Here is a 19,111-nt window from a genome sequence, read left to right on the forward strand (position 1 = left end):
CCGTCACCCCTCCCGCTTCCGGTCGGCAGCCATGGCTTGCAATACGCGGTCCGCGGCTTCCAACATCAGTTCTATATCCCGCTCCTCGTGTGCGATAGAAACATACCAGAGGCCATTCGTCCGAATCAGGACGCCTTCCTCCAGCATCCGCTCGGCGAACTCGAAATACAGCGAGGAGTCTCTCCGGGAGAAGTCTTCGAAGGTGTCCACCCGATCCCGTTCAATGAACATGAGGTGGAACACCGGTCCGATCTGGTTGACGACGCCCCGGAAGCCAAACTTCCGGAGCTTCTCCCGCAGCCCTTCCGCCGCTCGCTGCGCCAATGCGTCCATCTTCGGGAACATTTCGCCCCCATTGCGTCCCAAAATATCCAACGTCGTTAAAGCCGCGGCCATCGCCGCGCCGTTGCCGTTCAGCGTCCCCAGGTGACTGACCCGGCCGTTCGCGATCAGCTCCATGATCGCTCCCGCTCCCGCGACCGCGCTGAGCGCGATCCCGCCCGCCAACGCTTTGCCCATCGTCATCAGATCCGGCTTGATGCCGAAGCGTCCATGCGCGCCGCCCAGCCCCAGCCGGAAGCCGGTGATCACTTCGTCGAAGATCAGGACGATGCCCAGCTCAGCCGTTAGCTCGCGCATTTTCTCCAGGTACCCCGGGAGCGGGCGGATACAGCCGGAATTGCACATGACCGGCTCCGTAATGACCGCCGCGATCTCGCCGGCGCGTTCCCGAAGCGTCTGCTCCAGCACGGCGGCATCATTCCACGGCAGCAGGATGATTTCCCGCAGGGATAGCTCGCTCTGCCCGCCCGTGCCCGGCATGACGGCTTCCGCCGATCCGGACGCTCCGGCGGACGGCTTCATGTCCGCGCTCGGAAACGAGGTGAAAATGGTATCGGACCAGCCATGGTAGTGCCCATGGAAACGGACGATCTTTTTCTTGCCCGTATAGGCGCGGGCGAGGCGAAGCGCCAACATGACGGCTTCCGTACCCGAGCCGCTGAAAGCGACCTTGTCCGCGCAGGGCAAAACTTCCGTCAGGCGGCGGGCCAGCTCGATCTCCCCCCGGTGCTGCACCCCGTACGTAATCCCGCGCTGCATCGCCTCATGAAGCGACGCGATCAGCTCCGGGTGCGCATGACCGAGAACCGAAGGACCGTATGCCAGCAGAAAATCGATGTATTCGTTGCCGTCCACGTCGCGGATGCGGGAACCCGAAGCGGATTCCGCGAACACCGGAACCGGCTTCATGGAAGCGCGCAAGGAACTGGCGACGCCTCCCGCCAGCACCGTCTCCGATTCGGCGAACATCGTTTTGGATTTCTCGAAAGATTTCATTCCCGGTTCCTCCAATCAAAATCATCCTCGAACGGATAACAAGGGCGCTGCAGTTTCTTGTAATTCAGCTGGCGGATGTCGGCCGGGCTTCGGCCCGGGGTGTCCAGAATATAAATCCGATCCGTCAGCTTGCCGTAATCCGCGCGGAATTGATTGGCGGATTTAACCAGCACGATGTCCGCCGCCGCGGGCTCCAGTCCCATGCTCCGATACATGGAGGGATCGCCGGAGAAGGTCGCCCGCTCCGTGACGAGGACGGAAAGCTTGCCGCATTCGATCACTGCGCATCTGCCCATACGGGCCTCCGTCCCCGCCGCATACCCCCCTTGCAGCACAAAACGCCCGTCGCCGATTCTTCTCACCGTTCCGCTCACCGCGACGGGATCCCCGTCGGCGCATAACCGGTAGCCAAGCCTGAACTCCGCCCGCCCGCCGACGCCGGTCCGGATCGCGGCCGCGACGGCATCCGGATCCACGATCGTAAGCAGGCTATCATATTTCTCATGCACCCCAAGCCTTAGGAATTCGCGCAAGACGTAGTTGCTGTCTCCCGGCGAGCCCGCGCCCGGACTGTCGGAAGAATCCGATATGACGATCGGCGGTTCGCCGGCTTTCCGGCTCTCCGCAAGCTCGGCGATCGCGTCGACCGCGTACAGTCGGATGCCGAATTCATGCCGCTTGCGCCAGAACAGCTCGGCCAAGCGATCCGCCTCCCGCTCCGTCCGCTGCGGATCGTCTCCCACCGTCACTACGGCGCAGCCCATCTCCTCGATGTCCAGCCAAGGCTGAACCGGGAACAACGACGTGACCCGCGAATCCCCGCGGCTTTCGCCCTCGCGCGCTTCCGCCCATAGCTCCGCGAACGGACCGTGCGACGATTGGCTGTTCTCGGCGGGCACGATCATCGGCAGCTTTCGAAGGACCACCGCGGGCCTCCTGCCGCTTTTCAGGATGGAAAGCAGAAGCTCCGCCGAGCGGACCCCCGTCTCGTCGAAATCCGCATGCGGATACGTGCGGAAACCTACGATGCCGTTCACGTTCCCGGCCATCTTCCGGGTCACGTTGCCGTGCAAATCCAGCGAGACGACGAACGGGATCGTGCCGACCTCGCCGCGGATCGTCTCGATCAGCTCGCCTTCCACGTCGTCGCAGCCTTCGGCCACCATGGCGCCGTGGAGCGCGAAGTAGACTCCGTCGCAGGCGGGAACGTCTTTCAGGCACCCGATCAGCTCCGCGGTTAATTCCGCCAGCGCTTCCCTCCGGAACACGCCCGAAGAGACGGCGTGGGCGGACAGGGTCGGCACGATTTCGGCCCCTGCCTGCCTTGCGCGTCGGATGAATCCGCCGAGTTCGCTTTCCGCCTTCAGCTTCAGAATGTCGGCTCCCTTGGCATAGCGATGCCGGCGGAAGTCGTCCATCCCGCTCAAGACCGGGCTGAACGTGTTGCTCTCCTGGATGATGGCGCCGACCAGGATGCGGGGCGCTCTCATCGATCGACCCTCAGGTACAGCACGGAATAAGGAGGCAAACGAAGCCGTCCGTCACCGGACAAGAGGCTTTGCGCCGGCACCGGCTCCCATTGGCGATGCTCGTCGATCAGATCGGCTTGCATCTTCGCCGCGTCCGGTTGAGCGGCGTCCCATTTCAGGTCAACGAGCCGCTCGCTGCCGTCGAAATTGCTGATCAGCGCCGCCACGCGCCCGTCCGCATCCCTGGCCGCCAGACAGGACAGCCCCTCCGACTCTCCCGTGATTTCGCAGCCGATGCGCGAACCGTGTTGACGGAGATGCTCGAATGCCTGAACGGCATGGTACGTTTTCTGGGGAACCCCGTGATAATCGAACAGCCCGCAAAACAAGGCCGTCGGCTGGCCGTCATAGTAATTGGCTTGGTCGACCGGCAGGTCCTGCAGAAAGCTAAGCACCTGCGCGACGAAGGCAGCGCCTTCATGGCTTTTCTGCCGATCGAACACTTGCTTGCGGATGAATTCGTTCCCCTTGTTCCAGATGGTCGCGAAATCGCCCGTCATGTAGTTCCATTCGTTCAAATGGCTTTCCGTCTTCCCATATCCGTATCGATCCAGCAGGCTGCGGATATGTCGGGCGTTCCGCGCGATTTTCAGCGGATCTCCGGTATACGTATGCCAGGAGAAGAAATCGAGCGGCAGCTGCCGGGAACGGCAATGCTCCAAAAACTCCGGCACGAAATCGGAGTTCGGATTCGCGACGGCCGGCCCTCCCACCTTGAGGGAAGGATCGAACCGCTTGATCGCCAGCGAAGCCGTCTCGTAGAGCCGATAGTATTGTTCATGCGTGCCCGACCACATGCGGACGCTGTAATCCGGCTCGTTCCAAATCTCCCAGTATTCGATGTTGTAATAGAAGCCGTTGGCCCAGCCTTGATTGTAATGCCGGATGATTCCGATGCAGATCCGCGCCCATTTCTCGTAATCCTTGGGGGGGTGGACGAAATATTTCGTCGCCGTATGCTCGATGCTTTCTCCAAGCCGGTATACGACGCGGGCCCCGGTCGCAACGACCGTCCGCAAATATTCGTCGGTTTGGGAGAAATCGTAGCTGGCCGGATCCGCGGGGTCCTTGTCGAAATCGGGAAATACGATATGGATATCCACCTCGCGCGGATGCGGCCAGTTGGGATCGTGCAGGCGGACGAGCGGCACCGCCGCGGCTGCGTAATAGTCCGATACGTCGACGAGCGATCCGTAGGTAACGGGTCCGTTGTTCACTCCGTGAATGGGCTTGATCGTACCGATGGTCTGATCGGGATGAAGCCTGATTTCCGTCACTTATGATCCCTCCGATAGGTTCCTAGAGTCGATCCCTGTATTCCTGGGGAGTAACCCCATGCTCTTTTTTGAAGGTTTTGATGAAATAGGCCGTATTCAAATAGCCGATCTGGCCGGCGATTTCGTAGATTTTCAAATCGGAATGGCGGAGCAGGTGCAAAGCCCGCTCCATTCTGACGCGATGCAGGTAATCCTTTAGCGCTTCCCCGGTTTCCAGCTTATACACTTTGGACAAATACACGGGGTGCATGCCGACATGGCCGGCCAAGGTCTGGAGCGACACGTCGTCTCCCAAGTGGACATGGATATACTCCTTGACCTGCTTGATCAAACCGGCCCGGGCGTCCAACGTCTCGTCCCGGCTGGAAGCCGAAAGCCTGCGGCACGCTTCCATCGCCCACGCTTGCAGGGCGGCGGCGGACTGGGTAAGTTCGATGGACTGATAGAACTTGGGATCCGATTCGCAATCCAAGGCCCGCGCGATCGTCTGGCCGCTGGAATGCGCGTAATGGAAGCAGGCGGAGAGGATCGTATGGTAAATTTCGGCCAACGCGTCCGCATGGATCGGCGCCTCTCCCCAAGCCTCCAGCTCTTCGAAAATCGCCTGCAGCCGATTCCGGGCTTCTTCCCACAATCCCGCTTCGAACAGGTGCGCGAGGGAAGGCGGCGACTGAAGAGAGGATAGGGACCGGGAGACGGCAGCCGGCTCCGCGGGGTCGGAGGACAGCAGCAATCCCGTGTCCCCTCCGATCCAACGGCGCATCGTCCGGACCGCCGCTTCATAGGAGGACGGAAGGTCTCCCGTGAATTCGGCGCTTCTTCCGCATACGACGGAAATGTTCTTGTTCAGATAGTGCAGCACCAGATGCTGCACTTGGCCCGCCAGCCGGGAGACCAATTCCTGCCCGTCCTCGGCCGCGGCCGCTTCCTTGAGCTTGAGCAAAAGGACCTGAAAATCGTATACGTCGTTGCCGCCCCAAACCTCGAACGCTTCGCCCAGCACCTCCTGGGCGATGTTGAGAACGGCATACTCCAACAGCGCGCGCTCCCGGGCATGGGGAAAGTAATGCTCCAGCCGGACGATCACCGGGTAGACCGTGTCCCCCGCGCGATACGGGAGATCGAGCATGTCGGCCTTCTCTGCCAGTTCGCGGCCCGCCGTCTTCCCTTCGAGGGCTTCGCGCAGCAATTCGGCGCGCAGGGCGGGAAGGTGTTCCCGCAAATAGTCCAGGGTCCGCTGCTGCGAGCTGATCTGCGCCCATTCCTCCTTCAGCGAGGCGGCCGCTTTGCCGATGATGTCGATCAGGGCTTCGTCCCTTACCGGCTTCAGCAAATAGTCCACCACTTGGAGCCGCAGCGCTTCCTTGGCGTATTGAAACTCGGCGTGACCGGTCAGCAGGATGAAGCGGGTCCGTTTATTCCGGTCCCGAAGCTGATGAAGCAGCTGCAAACCGTCCATCCCCGGCATGCGGATATCCGTCAGCACGATATCGACGTATTGCCGGTCCGCCCAGGCGAGAGCTTCTTTCGCGGAATAGGCGCAGAACACCTCGTCGATGTCCAGCTCGGACCACGGAAGGGTTTGGGCGATGGCGTCCACCACCGAAGGTTCGTCGTCCACGATCAAGATCCGGAACATCACTGCGCCTCCTTCTTGGCCGCGATCCGCACCGTAACGGTCGTGCCGCCGCCTGCGCTCCGCCCGATTCTCAGCCCCGAATCCTCTCCGTACATCAGCTTAAGCCGCTGGTTGACGTTCCAGATCCCGAAAGAGGCATTTTCCCGATTTTCCGGCTGTTCCAGCTTCATCCGAAGCTGCTCCAGCTTGTCGTCCCGGATGCCGACCCCGTTGTCTTCGATGATGATTCGGCTTTCGTCATCCTGCATTTCTCCCCGGATCGCAATATGTCCGCGGCCTTCCTTGGGCTCGAGGCCGTGAATCACGGCATTCTCGACGATCGGCTGCAGGATCAGCAGCGGAATCTCCAACCCCTTCATTTCCTCCGGAATGGAGATTTCATAGGAAAACCGCTTGGTGCGGAGGTTTTGGATTTCCAGATAATTGACGATAACGTCCAACTCTTCGCGCAGCAGGGTCGTCTGTTTGCCCAGACGCGTCGTGTAGCGGAAATATTCGCCCAGGTTGAGCGCCATGGCCACCACCGACTCTTCGTCGCCCAGCCGCGCCATATTCTTGATATAGAAGAGGCAGTTGTACAGAAAATGGGGATTGATCTGGGACTGGAGCTGTTTCAGCAGGGCCTCCCTGGAGCGGATGCGCTCCTCGTAGACTTTCTCCAGCAGCTCCTGGATCTCCGACGCCATCTCGTTGAACCTCTTGTAGAGGAACGAGAAATCGCTGTCGCCCGTACGGCGGATCCGCAAGGAGTAGTCCCCCCTTTTGATGCCCTGCATGCTCTTCATGAGCTCGCGGATCGGAATCCGCAGCTGACGGTACAGGATATAAGCGGCGAGCACCCCGAAGCAGAGCAGCGCAAGCGAGAACGCGTAAAAGAGGTTGCGGGCGCTTTTCACCGGCTGCAGGATTTGCTCGACGGGAATGGACTCCGCCAAATACCAATGAAAGCCGAACAGCGGCAAGTAGCTGATCATCATCTGCTGGCGGCCCAGGCGAAGCGGCACGTTCATCCCGCCTTCGCGTTTCGCGTTCTGCTTCAGATAGCCGGCGATTTCCGTCATGAAAACGGGATCCATGGTGCGGTTCCCCAAGACCCCGTATTCCGGACTGAACAGAAACGGTTCGCCATGGCCGTCGGCCTTATACCGATCCAGCATATCCTTCAGATTGTCGGTGGAAAACGAGGTTTTCACCACGAGTCGGGACTTCTCCAGATCCCCATAGGAACTCTCGGGGGTTACCGAATACCAGACGAATCTGGATTTCCCCGTGCCGTCATCCCGTTCGAATTGCCATCCCCTCCGAATCGAGCGCAGCAAGGCCGCGTCGTCATACGTCAGCACGTTCGTCGCGGTGGAGATCACCTCGCGGGTTTGCCGGGAATAGACCGAGATGTCGGTGGACCAACCGCTTGCTCCAGATTGCAGGGAAAGGTGGTCGAGAATCATGTTGTTCCATTTGTTCCGGTTGAACGTATCCCCGGACTGGGTGAGGAATTCCAACTCCTTGATCGCCGGATCGTTGTTCAGGAGAATCGCGTTGATCGAGAGTTGATTCACCTTGTCCTCCAATTCCTTTTTCAAGAACTGCAGCTTGTTCAGGTTATTGCTTTCGATTTCCTTCTCCAGCACGTTGACGGTGGTTCGGGTATAGACGGTAAATAAAAGGATCATGATCGCCAACAAACCGAAAATCAAAATCACGACCTTGGAGAAGCTGTTCATACGTTTGATCATTCGTAATATCACACGCCTTGATGTAAAAGTACGAAGCCTGTCCCAAACGTACCACAAGCCGCCGCCGGCCGCGAGATGAAGGAGAGATTCTCCGCCGTGGGAGAATCTCATCTTCGCAAAAGTTACGGTTTGTTTACGCCCTTATACCATTCGTTCACTTCGGCCGTGATTTCATCGCCGCCCTGCTTTTTCCACTCCTCCACGAAGGCGTCGAACGAGTCTACCGGCTCGTTGCCGAAGATGATTTTGCTGAACGTTTCCATTTCGAGCTTGTTCAGGTAGTCTCCCTTGGCAGACATCGTGTTGGTCGTTCCGCCCGTAAACGCGGTCTTCGTCGAAAATTGCCGCGAATTCCATACGTCCGTTGCCGACTCGAGTTCGATGGGGGGAACGAACCCGCCCCAGATTTTCTCGTAAGGCGTGCTGGCTTTGCCCGATTCTTTGATTTTGACCAACGCCTGCAAGTTCTGGGAAGGAATCCGGGGACCTTGGTCGAGCAGGCTGTAGAAAAAGACGCGTACGCCGCCGCCCGGAACCTTGTTCAGATCGTAGGTCACCTGACCGTCCACCGTCGCCCAGTCGTAGCCTTCCGCCCAGCCGTTCTCGAATTCGCTGCCCGGCTTCGGGTCGGCGACGTTGTCAAACAGATAGTTGGCGTAGGTAAAGAAAATTTCGGGATGCTTCATGTTCTTGTTGATGAACAGGGCGCCGTTGTACGGGTGACGCCCGTAGTGCATGCTTTTGCCGTCCGCGCCGGTCGGCAGAGGGAAGGTCGTCAGCTCGGCACCGGGGTTGTTTTTGGCCAGGTCTCCCATCGGCCAAGCTTCCGACCAATAAGGACCCGCGAAGGTGCCGCCGCTGCCGGCCGACATGAAGGCGCCGGCCTTCTCCGCGTTCCAAATGCCCGCTTCCTTGGGGATATACCCTTTGGCCACCCAGTCCTTCAGCTTCTGAAGCCCTTGCTTGATTTCCGGCTTCACGGAGCCGTAGGTCAGCGTTCCGTCATCGTTCTTCAGCCAGAATCCGGGCATCGAGCCGTATGCGCCGAACACCCAGCCCAAACCGAAGCTGTCCGCGTACGAGTCCTTCAAGCCGGCGGAAACGCCGTACGTGTCCTTCTTGCCGTTGCCGTCGGGATCTCCGTTCGTAAACGCGTCCAGGATTTTCTCGTAGTCGTCCAAGGTTTTGGGCTCGCTGAGATTCAGCTTTTTCATCCAATCGCCGCGGACCCACAAAACGGGATCGTTATTGTAATCGTAGTCCAGGTTCGGGATGCCGTAACGCTTGCCGTCCTTCATGAACTCGTACCATACGGCGGGGTCTTCGTTCATCGCCTTTTTCCAGGTTTCCCCGGCATATTTGTCGAACAGCTCGCCGGCATCCAGGAACTTCCCGGAATCGATCAGCATTTGGGCTTCCTGGCCGCTCGCGAACACCACGTCCGGCATCTCCTCGTTCGAGGAAAGCGCGAGCTTCAGCTTCGTCGCATAAGCATTGTTCGTGTCCTTGACGGACCACAAATTTTTGATTTCGATGCCGAGGTTGTCCTTGGTCCAGCGGTAATGCACGTTGTCGTCGATCGTCTCGCCGTTCTTGAACTCGGCGTTCGGCGCGATGCGCCGCACGGTCGTGATGGTAACGGGCGGATCGTACTTCCCGTTCACGATTTTAAGCTCTTGACTTTCGCCCGCCTGTCCCCCAGATGAACCGGAGCCGCCCTTGCCCGAACACCCCAGAAGCAACGCGGAAGTCAACGACAGTACGAGGCCGATCGCGGAAACTCTTCGAAGCCGGTTGTCCATGTGCCTCCCCCTCATTCCAATGTGGTACTTACAGGTCCATCGTAATCTCCCGTTTCGGGCGATGAAAATGATCCATTCTTAACAAAGCATACGCTTTTGTAAAGATAGCGAACAGACGGCCGGGCGTGTTAACAAAACCGTATCCGTTCTTTAGTTTCGGTTATTGTCGCCCAATGGAAACGGTGCTTACAATTAGGAACAAACCGAGGAGAAAAGGATGGTTTGCCCATGGGTTCCCGCACCAACCGCAACACGATCCCCGCCGCCGGGCCCCTGCACGGAGCTCGATTCCGCCGAATGTTCCGCTATACCTGGCCGCTGCACGTGATGCTGCTTCCCGCCGTGATTCTCGTCCTTCTCTTTCAATATTTGCCGATGCTGGGCATCGTCATGGCCTTTCAGGATTTCAAGCCCTGGACGGGTTTTACCGGCTCCGAATGGGTCGGACTAGATCACTTCCGCAGCATTTTCGAAAGGAAAGACAGCACGCAGGTGATTTGGAACACATTGATTATCGCTTCCTTGAAGATCGTTTTCATCATCGTGATCCCGGTCGCGTTCGCTTTGCTGTTGAACGAAATCCGCCATGCGGTTTACAAAAGAACCGTGCAAACGCTGGTTTATCTGCCCCACTTCCTGTCTTGGGTCATTCTGGGGGGCATCCTCGCAGACCTGCTGTCGCCGCAGAGCGGCTTGGTCAATCGCGTGCTTCACGACTGGTTCGGCATCCGTCCTGTGTTCTTTCTCGGGGACGGCAATTGGTTCCGGTTTACGGTCGTCGCCAGCCACGTCTGGAAAGAGTTCGGTTACGGCACGATCATTTATCTGGCCGCTTTGGCCGGCATTAACCCCAGCTTGTACGAAGCGGCGGAGGTCGACGGGGCCAGCCGCCTGCAGCAGACGCTGTACGTCACCTTGCCGTCCCTCGTTCCGATCATCGTCGTATGCACGACGCTCGAGCTTAGCAATATCCTGAACGGCGGCTTCGATCAAATCTTCAACTTATACAACCCGATGGTTTACGCCAAAGGCGACATTATCGATACGTTCGTTTATCGCGTCGGCATCTTGGATCAGCAAATGAGCTTTTCCGCGGCGATTGGCGTGTTCAAGTCTGTCGTCAGCCTGGTGCTCATCACGGCCGTTTACCGAATCGCGCACAAGGTGGCCAATTACCGCATTTTCTAGGGGGTTGAAGTTCTCATGTACCATAAAACGCCGTCCTATCGGATCTTCAGCATTTTCAACCATTTGCTTCTGGCCTTCATCGCCATCCTGTGCACGCTTCCGTTAATCCACACGCTCGCGCTCTCTCTAAGCGGCAAAGCCCCGGCTAACGCCAATCTCGTCGGGCTGATCCCCATTGACTTCACTTGGGACGCTTACGACAAGACGCTCGACAACCCGGATTTCCTCCGATCGCTGTATGTCGCCGTCATACGTACCGTTGCGGGAACGCTGTTCGGGATGCTGGTCATCTTCCTCGCGGCCTACCCGTTGTCCAAGCACGGAAGCGCGTTCCGTTCGCGCCAGGCGTACGCGTGGTTCTTTATCGTGACCCTCCTTTTTAACGGAGGGCTGATCCCGACCTACATGGTCGTACAGAAGCTTCATCTGATGAATTCGATTTGGGCGTTAATCCTCCCGGTCACGGTCAACATATGGCTGCTCGTTCTGATGATGAGCTTTTTCCGCCATATTCCGAAGGAGCTCGAGGAGTCCTCCTTGATCGACGGCGCCGGACACTTTCGAATCCTCTTTCGGATTTTCCTGCCGATTTCCATGCCCGCAGTGGCGACCCTCTCGCTGTTTACGATGGTGTTCCACTGGAACTCCTGGTTCGACGGCTTGATTTATATCACGCAAGCGAGAAACTATCCGCTGTCTACCTTTTTGCAGACCATTCTGGTCCAAATCGATACCTCCCAGCTCTCCACGACCGGCCAGGACATGCAGAACATTTCGAATACGACCGTCAAAGCCGCTCAAATCTTCATCGGCGCGCTTCCCATTCTGGCGGTCTACCCCTTCCTGCAGAAATACTTCGTCAAAGGCATGGTGCTGGGGGCGATCAAAGAATAAGGTTTCTTGCGTGGCAAAACAAACGGACGGTACAAAAAAGTCCTTCTCGCAGCATGCGGGAAGGACCTTCGCGAGATGAGGATGAAAAATAAAAAATCCCTTGCTGCACAAGGGGAGAAAGCCGACCTAAAGGTCGACTTTCATCGTTCTGCTTCTACCTGATGCCACCCGTTGGAATCGCCGATTGGGTACCGAGAAAAACACTTACAGGTCCATTCCGTGCCCTAAATTTTCTACGCCTTTCATCATCCACTCATGGGCGCGCTCAACGATCCTCTCGACCGCAAGATCATAAATTTCATTCCCGAATTCGGATGAGGCCGCGGCGGGATTTCGGGTTCCCATGATTCCATATTGCAGTTCATCCGATGCCAAGCCCAAATCGACGGTCGATGGATGCGACGCCAGCAGGTGAGACGTTTCCCATCCGCCGGCGTGGTCCCCCGCATCCTGGATTCGGTCCCGAAGCAACAAATAATCCGCCGCTGCCATTGCTCCGATTCGGCTCCACTTCTTGTCATAGGCCCACTGATTATAAGTAATGGCCGCGCATCTTGCATTTTCTATCAATGGATAATGGCCGACGACGAATATGACCAGCTTGAACCCGTAGGAGGCGACTTCCGAAATGATATGGATCAGATGATGATTGCAATGCTCGACCTGCTGCATGCCCGTATAAGGAAATTTATCCTCGTCGAAAGCGTCAGGCTGCAGATCCATCCGCTCACAAATGCCTTGCCGATACTTCGGATCCGTCTCCAGGAGCGAATTGACCCGGCTCTCGCCGTAATAAACCGTCGGAAAAACGATTCCCCCGCCTCGTTTTGCGCAGCGCAGCGCCAATTCCTCCGCCTGAAGGCCATCCGCACCCATCGGGGCGTGAAATCCGTGCCATTCCAAGGTTCCGAGAGGAACATAGGCCGCCGGAAACGCCTTTCTGCGCGCCTTGATTTGATCCGGCCTCATGCAATGAAATCGCAGCTCCATCCCGTATCTGCCTCCAAACCTGGTTATCCTTTAATTCCGCCTTGCATGATGCCTTCCATAAACAGCCTTTGGCAAGCAAAGAACAGCATGATGACGGGAATGACCGAAACGACGCCTCCGGCAAATAAAAGGTTGTAGTTGTTGCCATAGGGAGACAGGTACGTCTGGATCCCAACCGTGAGCGTAAAATCCTCGCTGTTGGACATCACGATCAGCGGCCACAGAAAGTCGTTCCACGCCGTGGTAGCCTGCAAAATAATCATGGCCGAGAATGCCGGCTTCATTAACGGCGCCATGACCGTCAGAAAAATCCGGAATTCCCCGCAGCCGTCGATTCTTGCCGCTTCCATGAAATCCTTCGAAAGGGATTGCGCGTATTGAAGGAAGAAAAAGATCGTAAACGGCGCAACCGCAAACGGCAATACGACGCCGAAGTAGCTATTGGTCAAGTGAAAGAGATTGATCTCGTTGTACAGCGGGATGATCAGCGTTTCTACCGGAATCATCATCGTACTCATGACCAACACCAGAATCGTTGTCTTGCCTTTGAACTCGTACATGGTAATCCCGTATCCGACCATGGAGCAGAACGAGATGGAGAGCACGGTGAACAGCACGGTCACCATGATACTGTTCATGAACCAGGAGAAGTATTTCCCCCCATCGTCTTGAAGGAGAAGACGGTAACTGTCAAGGCTCAGCATCTCCGGCGTGATCTTCAGGGCGATCCCGTTCTTGAACACCTGGCTCATATCGGTTACGAAGGAAATGACGAGCAGGTAGATGAACGGCCCCAACGAGGCTGCCGCCAGCAAAAGCAGCACGATCGATATCCCGATTCGATAGGCATATCCCTGGCGCACAAGGTTCACCGCTCTTCCCTCCTCGAGCCGATGCCCATCGATTGGATGTAAAAAAAGTTCAGCACCATCAGCAACAGAAAGAACAGGACCGACATGGCCGATGCATAACCCATATCGAATTGCCCGAAGGCGGTACGGTAAATGTACAGGACGATCGTCAAGCCGATATCGCCCGGGGTATTGCCGTTCCATAAGACGTAGCTCTCGCCGAACATCCGCAGTCCGCCGTAAGTTAAAATCGTCGTTACGAACAGAATGATGGGCCTGATCCCCGGCAGGGTCACATGCCGAAACCGTTGCAGCGTATTGGCTCCGTCAACATGGGCTGCGTCATATAATTCCCGGGATATCGTTTGAAGCGCCGACAGAAAGTAGAGGATGTTCAAGCCCAGCCAGCGCCATGTCGACGTCAGTACCAGCGCGACGATTCCCGTCATCTTCGTATCGAACAGCCACTCTCTGGGCTCCTTGCCGAATAGCCGCATCGCTGCGTTCAGCGGCGTGTCCGCGTTGCCGGCCAGGAACAACCGAAAAAAAATGCCCGCGACTACAACCGAAGTTAGCGCAGGGATGTAGAAGGCCGAACGGAAAAGATTCCGGAACGGCGTAAGTTTGTTGTTCAGTGCGAGCGCGAGCAGCAACGGCAGAACGAGGTTCACTGCAACGATGCCCGCGGTAAATCCCAGCGTCGTCCAGATCGCGTTTCCGATATGGGGATCCGTTGCGATGCGATGATAATTATCGAAGCCCACGAACCGGTAGGAGCGAATGCCCTCCAGCTTATAGAAGCTGCGATAGATCATGTCGATCATCGGATAGACCATGAATATCGCGAACGTCAGTATGAAAGGCGCGCAAAATAGATAAGGCGCCGTCCGTTTCGTCATCACGTGTCTCCCTCACACCTTTCTCCCGCCAATCAAACAAGCTGCCACAACACGGGATTGCGGCAGCTTGATCCCAAACGTTTACTTGGCTTTCTCGATTTGGTCCGCTGCGCTCTTCAGCGCTTCTTCCGGCGTTTCGCTCTTCTCGCTCAACACCTTGAACAGGATGTCTCCCGCGACCAGGGAATTGGCTAACGAGAACTTGGGCGACGCGGTAATATTGGACGTATGGAATTTATCCTTCATCCCGATGACAATGTCGAAGATATCTTTGCCGAAGTATTGGGTAAACTTGTTGTCCTGCTTCATGACGTCGGTGCCCCAAATGTCCCATCTGAGCGGATCGAAGCCAAGAACGTTCCAAATTTTGCCTGCGCCTTCCGCGCTGATCTTCGCTTCCGCCAAGAAGCGGACAGCCAGATCCTGATGCTTGGACAGCGTCGTCACGCTTGTCGCGGTTCCGCCAAACACCGGGTAGACGCTGTTAGCATCCCAGACCGGCGGAGGCGCCATCCGGATCTTACCGGACAATTCCGGCATGTAGTCGGTAAATCTGCCCATATACCACATGCACTCCAGCATGGAAGCGGCTCCGTTCTTGGACATGAATCCATAGTATTCTTCCGTATGGAATCCGCCGCCCGGCGTGGTAACCGCTGTCCCGTCCTTCAGCATCTCCAGCATGAACGCGAGCGTTTTGGCGTTCTCCTCGCTGTCGATGATCGTGTTGCCCTTCTCGTCGAAGTAGTCTCCGCCTCTCTCGCCGGCCATGATGTAATAACTCCAGGAATCTTTCACCTCGAAGGTAATGATCGGCTTGCCGGTGGCCTGCAGCACTTTCTTGCCTGCCTCGTGCAGATCATCCCAAGTGACGATGTCCTCCACTTTGACGCCGGCCTGATCCAGGATCTCCGTATTGTAGAACATCATGGGGGAGCCGACATGATACTCGATCCCGTAATAATTGCCGTCATACTTGTAAATATCGAGAACGGGTTCGAGGAAGCTGCCTTTTTCCGGTTCGATCACCTCGTTGAGCGGAACGAACACTTTCTCTTTGCCCTGCATGAAATCGCTGAACCTGGCTACGTTTACATCGACGATATCGGGTGCCCCGTCACCCGATTGCAGCGTGATCAGCAATTTGCTGTGCATCTCTTCGATGGGATATGTTTCCGTCTTGATTTCGATTTGCTCGTCGGGATGCTTCTCGTTCCAGGTTTTCGCCGCATCCTGGAAGAACTCGGAATGCTGCTCCACATACGTCCAGAACGTTAACGGCGTTTTCCCGCCATTGGCCGACTGCTGCTTCGCTTCCGAAGTTTGCTTCCCGCCTGACGAGTTCCCGCTTCCCGTGTCGTCGGAGCCGCTCGAGCTGCACCCGGCAAGCATTGCCGTGGTCAATACGCTAAGCGCGAGAATTGCCCTCAGTCTCTTCATAGTGCCCTCCCGTTATCTTTGAATTCGCTTACATTTTCATTTTAGATCGTGGAGGATTTATGTACATTAAAGGAAATAACCTGTTGTCTAACGATTTTGTCCTCTTTTATTTTTCCGCTTCGTCAAGGCTCCGGATGTAATCCGAAGGCGAAATCCCGTACGTCTCCTTGAACAGGATATAAAAGTAATTATAATTTTGGATGCCGGTCTCGTAGGCGATTTCCTGCAGCGACAGCTTTCGTTGCAGGATCAACTCCCGGGCATGTCTCATTTTCACCCGGTTGATATAGGCAACCACATTGATCCCCGTGCTTTTCTTGAATGCCCTGCTCAGATAGGAGGGGCTGACGAGCAGCGCATCCGCGATTTCGCGCAAGGTTACTTTCTCCTTGTAATTTTCTTCAATATACTTCATGGCTTTCTCGGAGAGCGAATGCTTGGAGAACGATTTCTTCAGCTCTTGCTGGATGGCTGCGCAGACCTGGGCTAGATAGGCCTTGATGTCCTCATAGGTACGGAAGGATAACCAAGCTTCATAAGGCTGCTCGTTGCCGAACACCAGGCTCTCGTCCAGCTGCATCGTTTTGATTTTCCTTTTCAGGAACATGATCAATTCCATGAACAGGACCTGCACCCATTCCCGTGATAGGTGCCGTGCGGCCAAGTCCTCGAACAATTCGTCGAAATAGGCTTGAATGCTCGGTTCTTTCAAGTACAGCATTTCGTTCAACTGGACGAACTTATCCTCATGCAGGATGACGTCCGGCTGTTCCAGCCCTTCCTGATGAACGATAAAATTCGCGTTCCCTTGAAAGTAATGCTCGAGCAGGATCGTTTTGTTGATCTGCCTTTGCGTTTTGATCGTCTCAATCCCGCGGAAAGGCCCGGACACGGCAAACGACAAGTCCAGGCCGCAGAGTCTGGACAAGGTGGCCTGGATCTGCCGCATGACTTCTTCGATATCCGATCTCGATCTTTCCTTGGCGCTGAAGACGAGCAGGAAGAGTCCCGGCTCGAGCGGCATCATGAAGTAGTCCCGATAATACTTGATGGTTTCGTCAATCATGAACCGCATCGTAAGTTCGTCCGTACGGCTGCCGGTGCCTTCTCCGAAATGCGCATCGATCCCGCCGACGGCAAGCAGCAGCTCGTCCAGTAACCAAGAGAGCTTCAGTCTTGCCAGCAACGCAGCCGGATTTTCGATTTCCGAATATTCGTTTACGATTCGATACAGCAAATCTTCTTTGCTCTCTTCCGCTGGCGCCGGCAACTTGGGGACACTCTCTTCCCGGATTTCCCGAATCAGGGTTTTGATCAATTCGTTGATGCTTTCCTTGGAAATCCGGTGCTTCAGCAAATAATCCTTGGCGCCGTTCTTCAGGCTTCCCCTTACATAGTCGAAATCTTCATAGGCGCTCAAGGCGACGACTTTGATCGTCCCGTCCGTCTCATGGATATGGTTGATCAACTCGACGCCGGATACATTCGGCATGCTGATATCGGTGAAGACGATATCCGGTCTGCATTCCTTGAGCATCTCCATGGCCGCCCTGCCGCTGTTGGCTTCGGCCAACAACGCGCATCCCAAAACGTCCCATTCGATCATGGATTTCAGTTCCACCAATACAAGGGGATCATCGTCCACCAGCATGATGTTATACATTCTTCTCATCCCGTCTTTTGATAGGTAATTGAATCGTGACCGTGGTGAATTCGTTCTCCTTGCTGCTCATCTCGAGCCCGTATGGCTTCCCGAACAACAATTTGATTCTGCTGTTCACATTCCCGATCCCGATCCCCGTGAACCTCTCCTTGCCCTCGTTCCTTCGCTCTTGAAGAATGGCAGGGAATTCCGCCGGGTGAATCCCCACGCCGTTATCCGTGATTTCAAAGATCATTTTTCGCTTCGTCTGATACCCGTGAATGGTGATCAAACCTCTTCGATTGGACGGTTCAATCCCGTGAATGATGGCATTCTCCACGATCGGCTGCAAGACGAATCGCGGGATGAGATTGTTTGCGATCTCCGGGTCGATATCGAATGCAACGTCGAATTTGTTCATCAGCCGGTAATCCTGGATGGTAACGTAGTTTTTCAGGAGCTCGATTTCATCGGAGACCGTCTGCAGATGGCTGTCGTTCTTCATACTCCCGCGCAGCAGTTCGATAATCGCGTTTACCAGCGTAACGATCGCGTTCTCGTTCTTCATTCTAGCGATAAAGGAAATCATGTTCAGCGTATTCGCAAGGAAGTGCGGGTTAATCTGTGCCTGAAGCGCCTGAATCTCCAGCTTCCGCTTCTGCCGCTCCGCTCGTCTGACATCCTCGAGAAGCCTGCTGATTTGTCTGGCCATCCGATTGAATTGCTTCGCCAGAATGGTGACTTCATCATTGCCGTCTACATGCAGGCGGATGTCCATATTGCCGGTTTCGAACGCCTTGATGCCAACGATGGTCCGATTGATGGGCGAGATGATGCTATAAGATACGATGGCGGTGATCAGGATACCGAATAGGATGCCGATCAGGCCGATATAGATAAAGTTCCGCATGACGAGGCCGGAGTCCGAATGCAGATAGGCAAAGGGGATCACGCTGACCAGGATCCAATTGTCGTTGATTTTACGGTTGTATACGATTTTGTCTTCTTTCCCGGTATCGAGCAGGTAGCGTCCTTCCCCCAATCGATCCAGGATCTGCTTGTTCGTGAATATCCCGCCAACCTTGGCGGAATCGTCCCCGGAAGAGATCACGATATGATTCTGGTCCAGCACGTACATATCGGCGGACATATTATTGGACAATTCTTTATAAATATTTCGTATTTTTGCTTCTTCAATGGTCATTAGCATATACCCGATGATATTCCCGTCTTTCTTCTTCTTGATCGCCTTACCCAGCACGATGTTTTTCCTCTTCACCTTAACGCCGGAAGCGATCCTCTCCTCATAGTCTTCATTCATGGCTCTCAAGATGAATCTTCCGTTGCCTGCCCTGCTTTCTTCGATAAACTTGGCCTGTTGATCCGCCGTCAGATTCAAGCGGAAAGCATCGCTCCCATAGACGTTGATCGCATTGCCGTTCAGCGTATACAGCGTGATTTCCGATACGATGTTATCGAACACGTACTTACTGCTCATGCGTTCGGTAAGGATGACTTTCGTATTGTTAATCATCCGTTCCGTGTAGGTGTCATAATTAACCAGAATATCTTGGATTTCATCCATGTAACTGATTTCGATGCTGTCATTTCTGACTTTCTCGATTTTCTCTTCGATATTCGAGCCGATTTGAACGAGCAACGATTCGAGCGAATGGCTGATCCCTTCCTGGATGACCTTGCTGCTCTTGTTATAGAGCAGGGTGCCGTAAATGATGATAGGGAGCATGGTCGCCAGGATGAACATGATCAGCAACCGACTGAAAATATTGATATTCCGCAATATCGATGCTTTTTCTTTCCATCTCCTGAACATTTCGCGCCCCCCGGCAACGCCCGCTATTTCATTCATTATAGCGCTTACATGG

14 protein-coding genes are annotated in these 19,111 nt (G+C 55.6%); 2 read left to right on the forward strand and 12 right to left on the reverse strand.

What is annotated here, in order from left to right:
• Window positions 1-3: 3 nt before the first annotated feature.
• From PTZ19_RS08415 to PTZ19_RS08440, 6 genes are all read right to left on the reverse strand, one after another.
• Window positions 4-1,338 carry an aspartate aminotransferase family protein gene (locus PTZ19_RS08415; RefSeq protein WP_276353741.1) on the reverse strand — a complete coding sequence of 445 codons (1,335 nt, stop codon included), beginning with the start codon at window positions 1,336-1,338 and terminating at the stop codon, window positions 4-6.
• Window positions 1,335-2,828, reverse strand: a complete 1,494-nt coding sequence (locus tag PTZ19_RS08420) for a M81 family metallopeptidase (RefSeq protein WP_276353743.1) — start codon at window positions 2,826-2,828, stop codon at window positions 1,335-1,337. Before PTZ19_RS08420 ends, PTZ19_RS08415 begins: the two co-directional genes overlap by 4 nt.
• Entirely contained in the window at window positions 2,825-4,144 is a 1,320-nt protein-coding gene (locus tag PTZ19_RS08425) for a GH39 family glycosyl hydrolase (RefSeq protein WP_276353744.1), read from the reverse strand. The genes PTZ19_RS08420 and PTZ19_RS08425 overlap by 4 nt, the downstream gene beginning before the upstream one ends.
• A 22-nt stretch (window positions 4,145-4,166) precedes the next feature.
• Complete coding sequence (locus PTZ19_RS08430; RefSeq protein WP_276353745.1) at window positions 4,167-5,783, reverse strand: response regulator; 1,617 nt, start codon at window positions 5,781-5,783, stop codon at window positions 4,167-4,169.
• A complete protein-coding gene (locus PTZ19_RS08435) occupies window positions 5,783-7,519 on the reverse strand; it encodes a sensor histidine kinase (RefSeq protein WP_276353746.1) in 1,737 nt (578 codons plus the stop codon). Before PTZ19_RS08435 ends, PTZ19_RS08430 begins: the two co-directional genes overlap by 1 nt.
• A 122-nt stretch (window positions 7,520-7,641) precedes the next feature.
• On the reverse strand, window positions 7,642-9,321 hold the full coding sequence (locus PTZ19_RS08440) for a type 2 periplasmic-binding domain-containing protein (RefSeq protein WP_276353747.1): 1,680 nt from the start codon (window positions 9,319-9,321) through the stop codon (window positions 7,642-7,644).
• 297 nt (window positions 9,322-9,618) lie between these two features.
• Between PTZ19_RS08440 and PTZ19_RS08445 the strand changes: the two genes are divergently transcribed.
• Window positions 9,619-10,509 carry an ABC transporter permease gene (locus PTZ19_RS08445; protein ID WP_276353992.1) on the forward strand — a complete coding sequence of 297 codons (891 nt, stop codon included), beginning with the start codon at window positions 9,619-9,621 and terminating at the stop codon, window positions 10,507-10,509.
• Window positions 10,510-10,524: 15 nt separating this feature from the next.
• On the forward strand, window positions 10,525-11,403 hold the full coding sequence (locus tag PTZ19_RS08450) for a carbohydrate ABC transporter permease (RefSeq protein ID WP_276353748.1): 879 nt from the start codon (window positions 10,525-10,527) through the stop codon (window positions 11,401-11,403).
• A 204-nt stretch (window positions 11,404-11,607) separates the two neighbouring features.
• On the opposite strand, the gene PTZ19_RS08455 is transcribed toward PTZ19_RS08450, so the two are convergent.
• The 6 genes from PTZ19_RS08455 to PTZ19_RS08480 all read right to left on the reverse strand — a co-directional run bounded on the left by PTZ19_RS08455 (window position 11,608) and on the right by PTZ19_RS08480 (window position 19,059).
• Window positions 11,608-12,393 carry a creatininase family protein gene (locus tag PTZ19_RS08455; protein WP_276353749.1) on the reverse strand — a complete coding sequence of 262 codons (786 nt, stop codon included), beginning with the start codon at window positions 12,391-12,393 and terminating at the stop codon, window positions 11,608-11,610.
• Between the two features lie 23 nt (window positions 12,394-12,416).
• Entirely contained in the window at window positions 12,417-13,265 is an 849-nt protein-coding gene (locus tag PTZ19_RS08460; protein ID WP_276353750.1) for a carbohydrate ABC transporter permease, read from the reverse strand.
• Window positions 13,262-14,143 (reverse strand): carbohydrate ABC transporter permease, encoded by an 882-nt coding sequence (locus PTZ19_RS08465; protein WP_276353751.1) that lies wholly within the window; start codon window positions 14,141-14,143, stop codon window positions 13,262-13,264. The genes PTZ19_RS08460 and PTZ19_RS08465 overlap by 4 nt, the downstream gene beginning before the upstream one ends.
• 81 nt (window positions 14,144-14,224) lie before the next feature.
• On the reverse strand, window positions 14,225-15,583 hold the full coding sequence (locus PTZ19_RS08470; RefSeq protein ID WP_276353752.1) for an ABC transporter substrate-binding protein: 1,359 nt from the start codon (window positions 15,581-15,583) through the stop codon (window positions 14,225-14,227).
• A 106-nt stretch (window positions 15,584-15,689) separates the two neighbouring features.
• Window positions 15,690-17,246: a response regulator gene (locus tag PTZ19_RS08475; protein WP_276353754.1), complete on the reverse strand. Its 1,557-nt coding sequence runs from the start codon at window positions 17,244-17,246 to the stop codon at window positions 15,690-15,692.
• The gene (locus PTZ19_RS08480; protein WP_276353755.1) at window positions 17,239-19,059 is read right to left on the reverse strand and encodes a sensor histidine kinase; all 1,821 of its coding nucleotides are present in this window, start codon (window positions 19,057-19,059) and stop codon (window positions 17,239-17,241) included. Before PTZ19_RS08480 ends, PTZ19_RS08475 begins: the two co-directional genes overlap by 8 nt.
• Window positions 19,060-19,111 lie beyond the last annotated feature (52 nt).

The organism is Cohnella caldifontis, assembly GCF_029360585.1.
Lineage (GTDB): Bacteria > Bacillota > Bacilli > Paenibacillales > Paenibacillaceae > Cohnella > Cohnella caldifontis.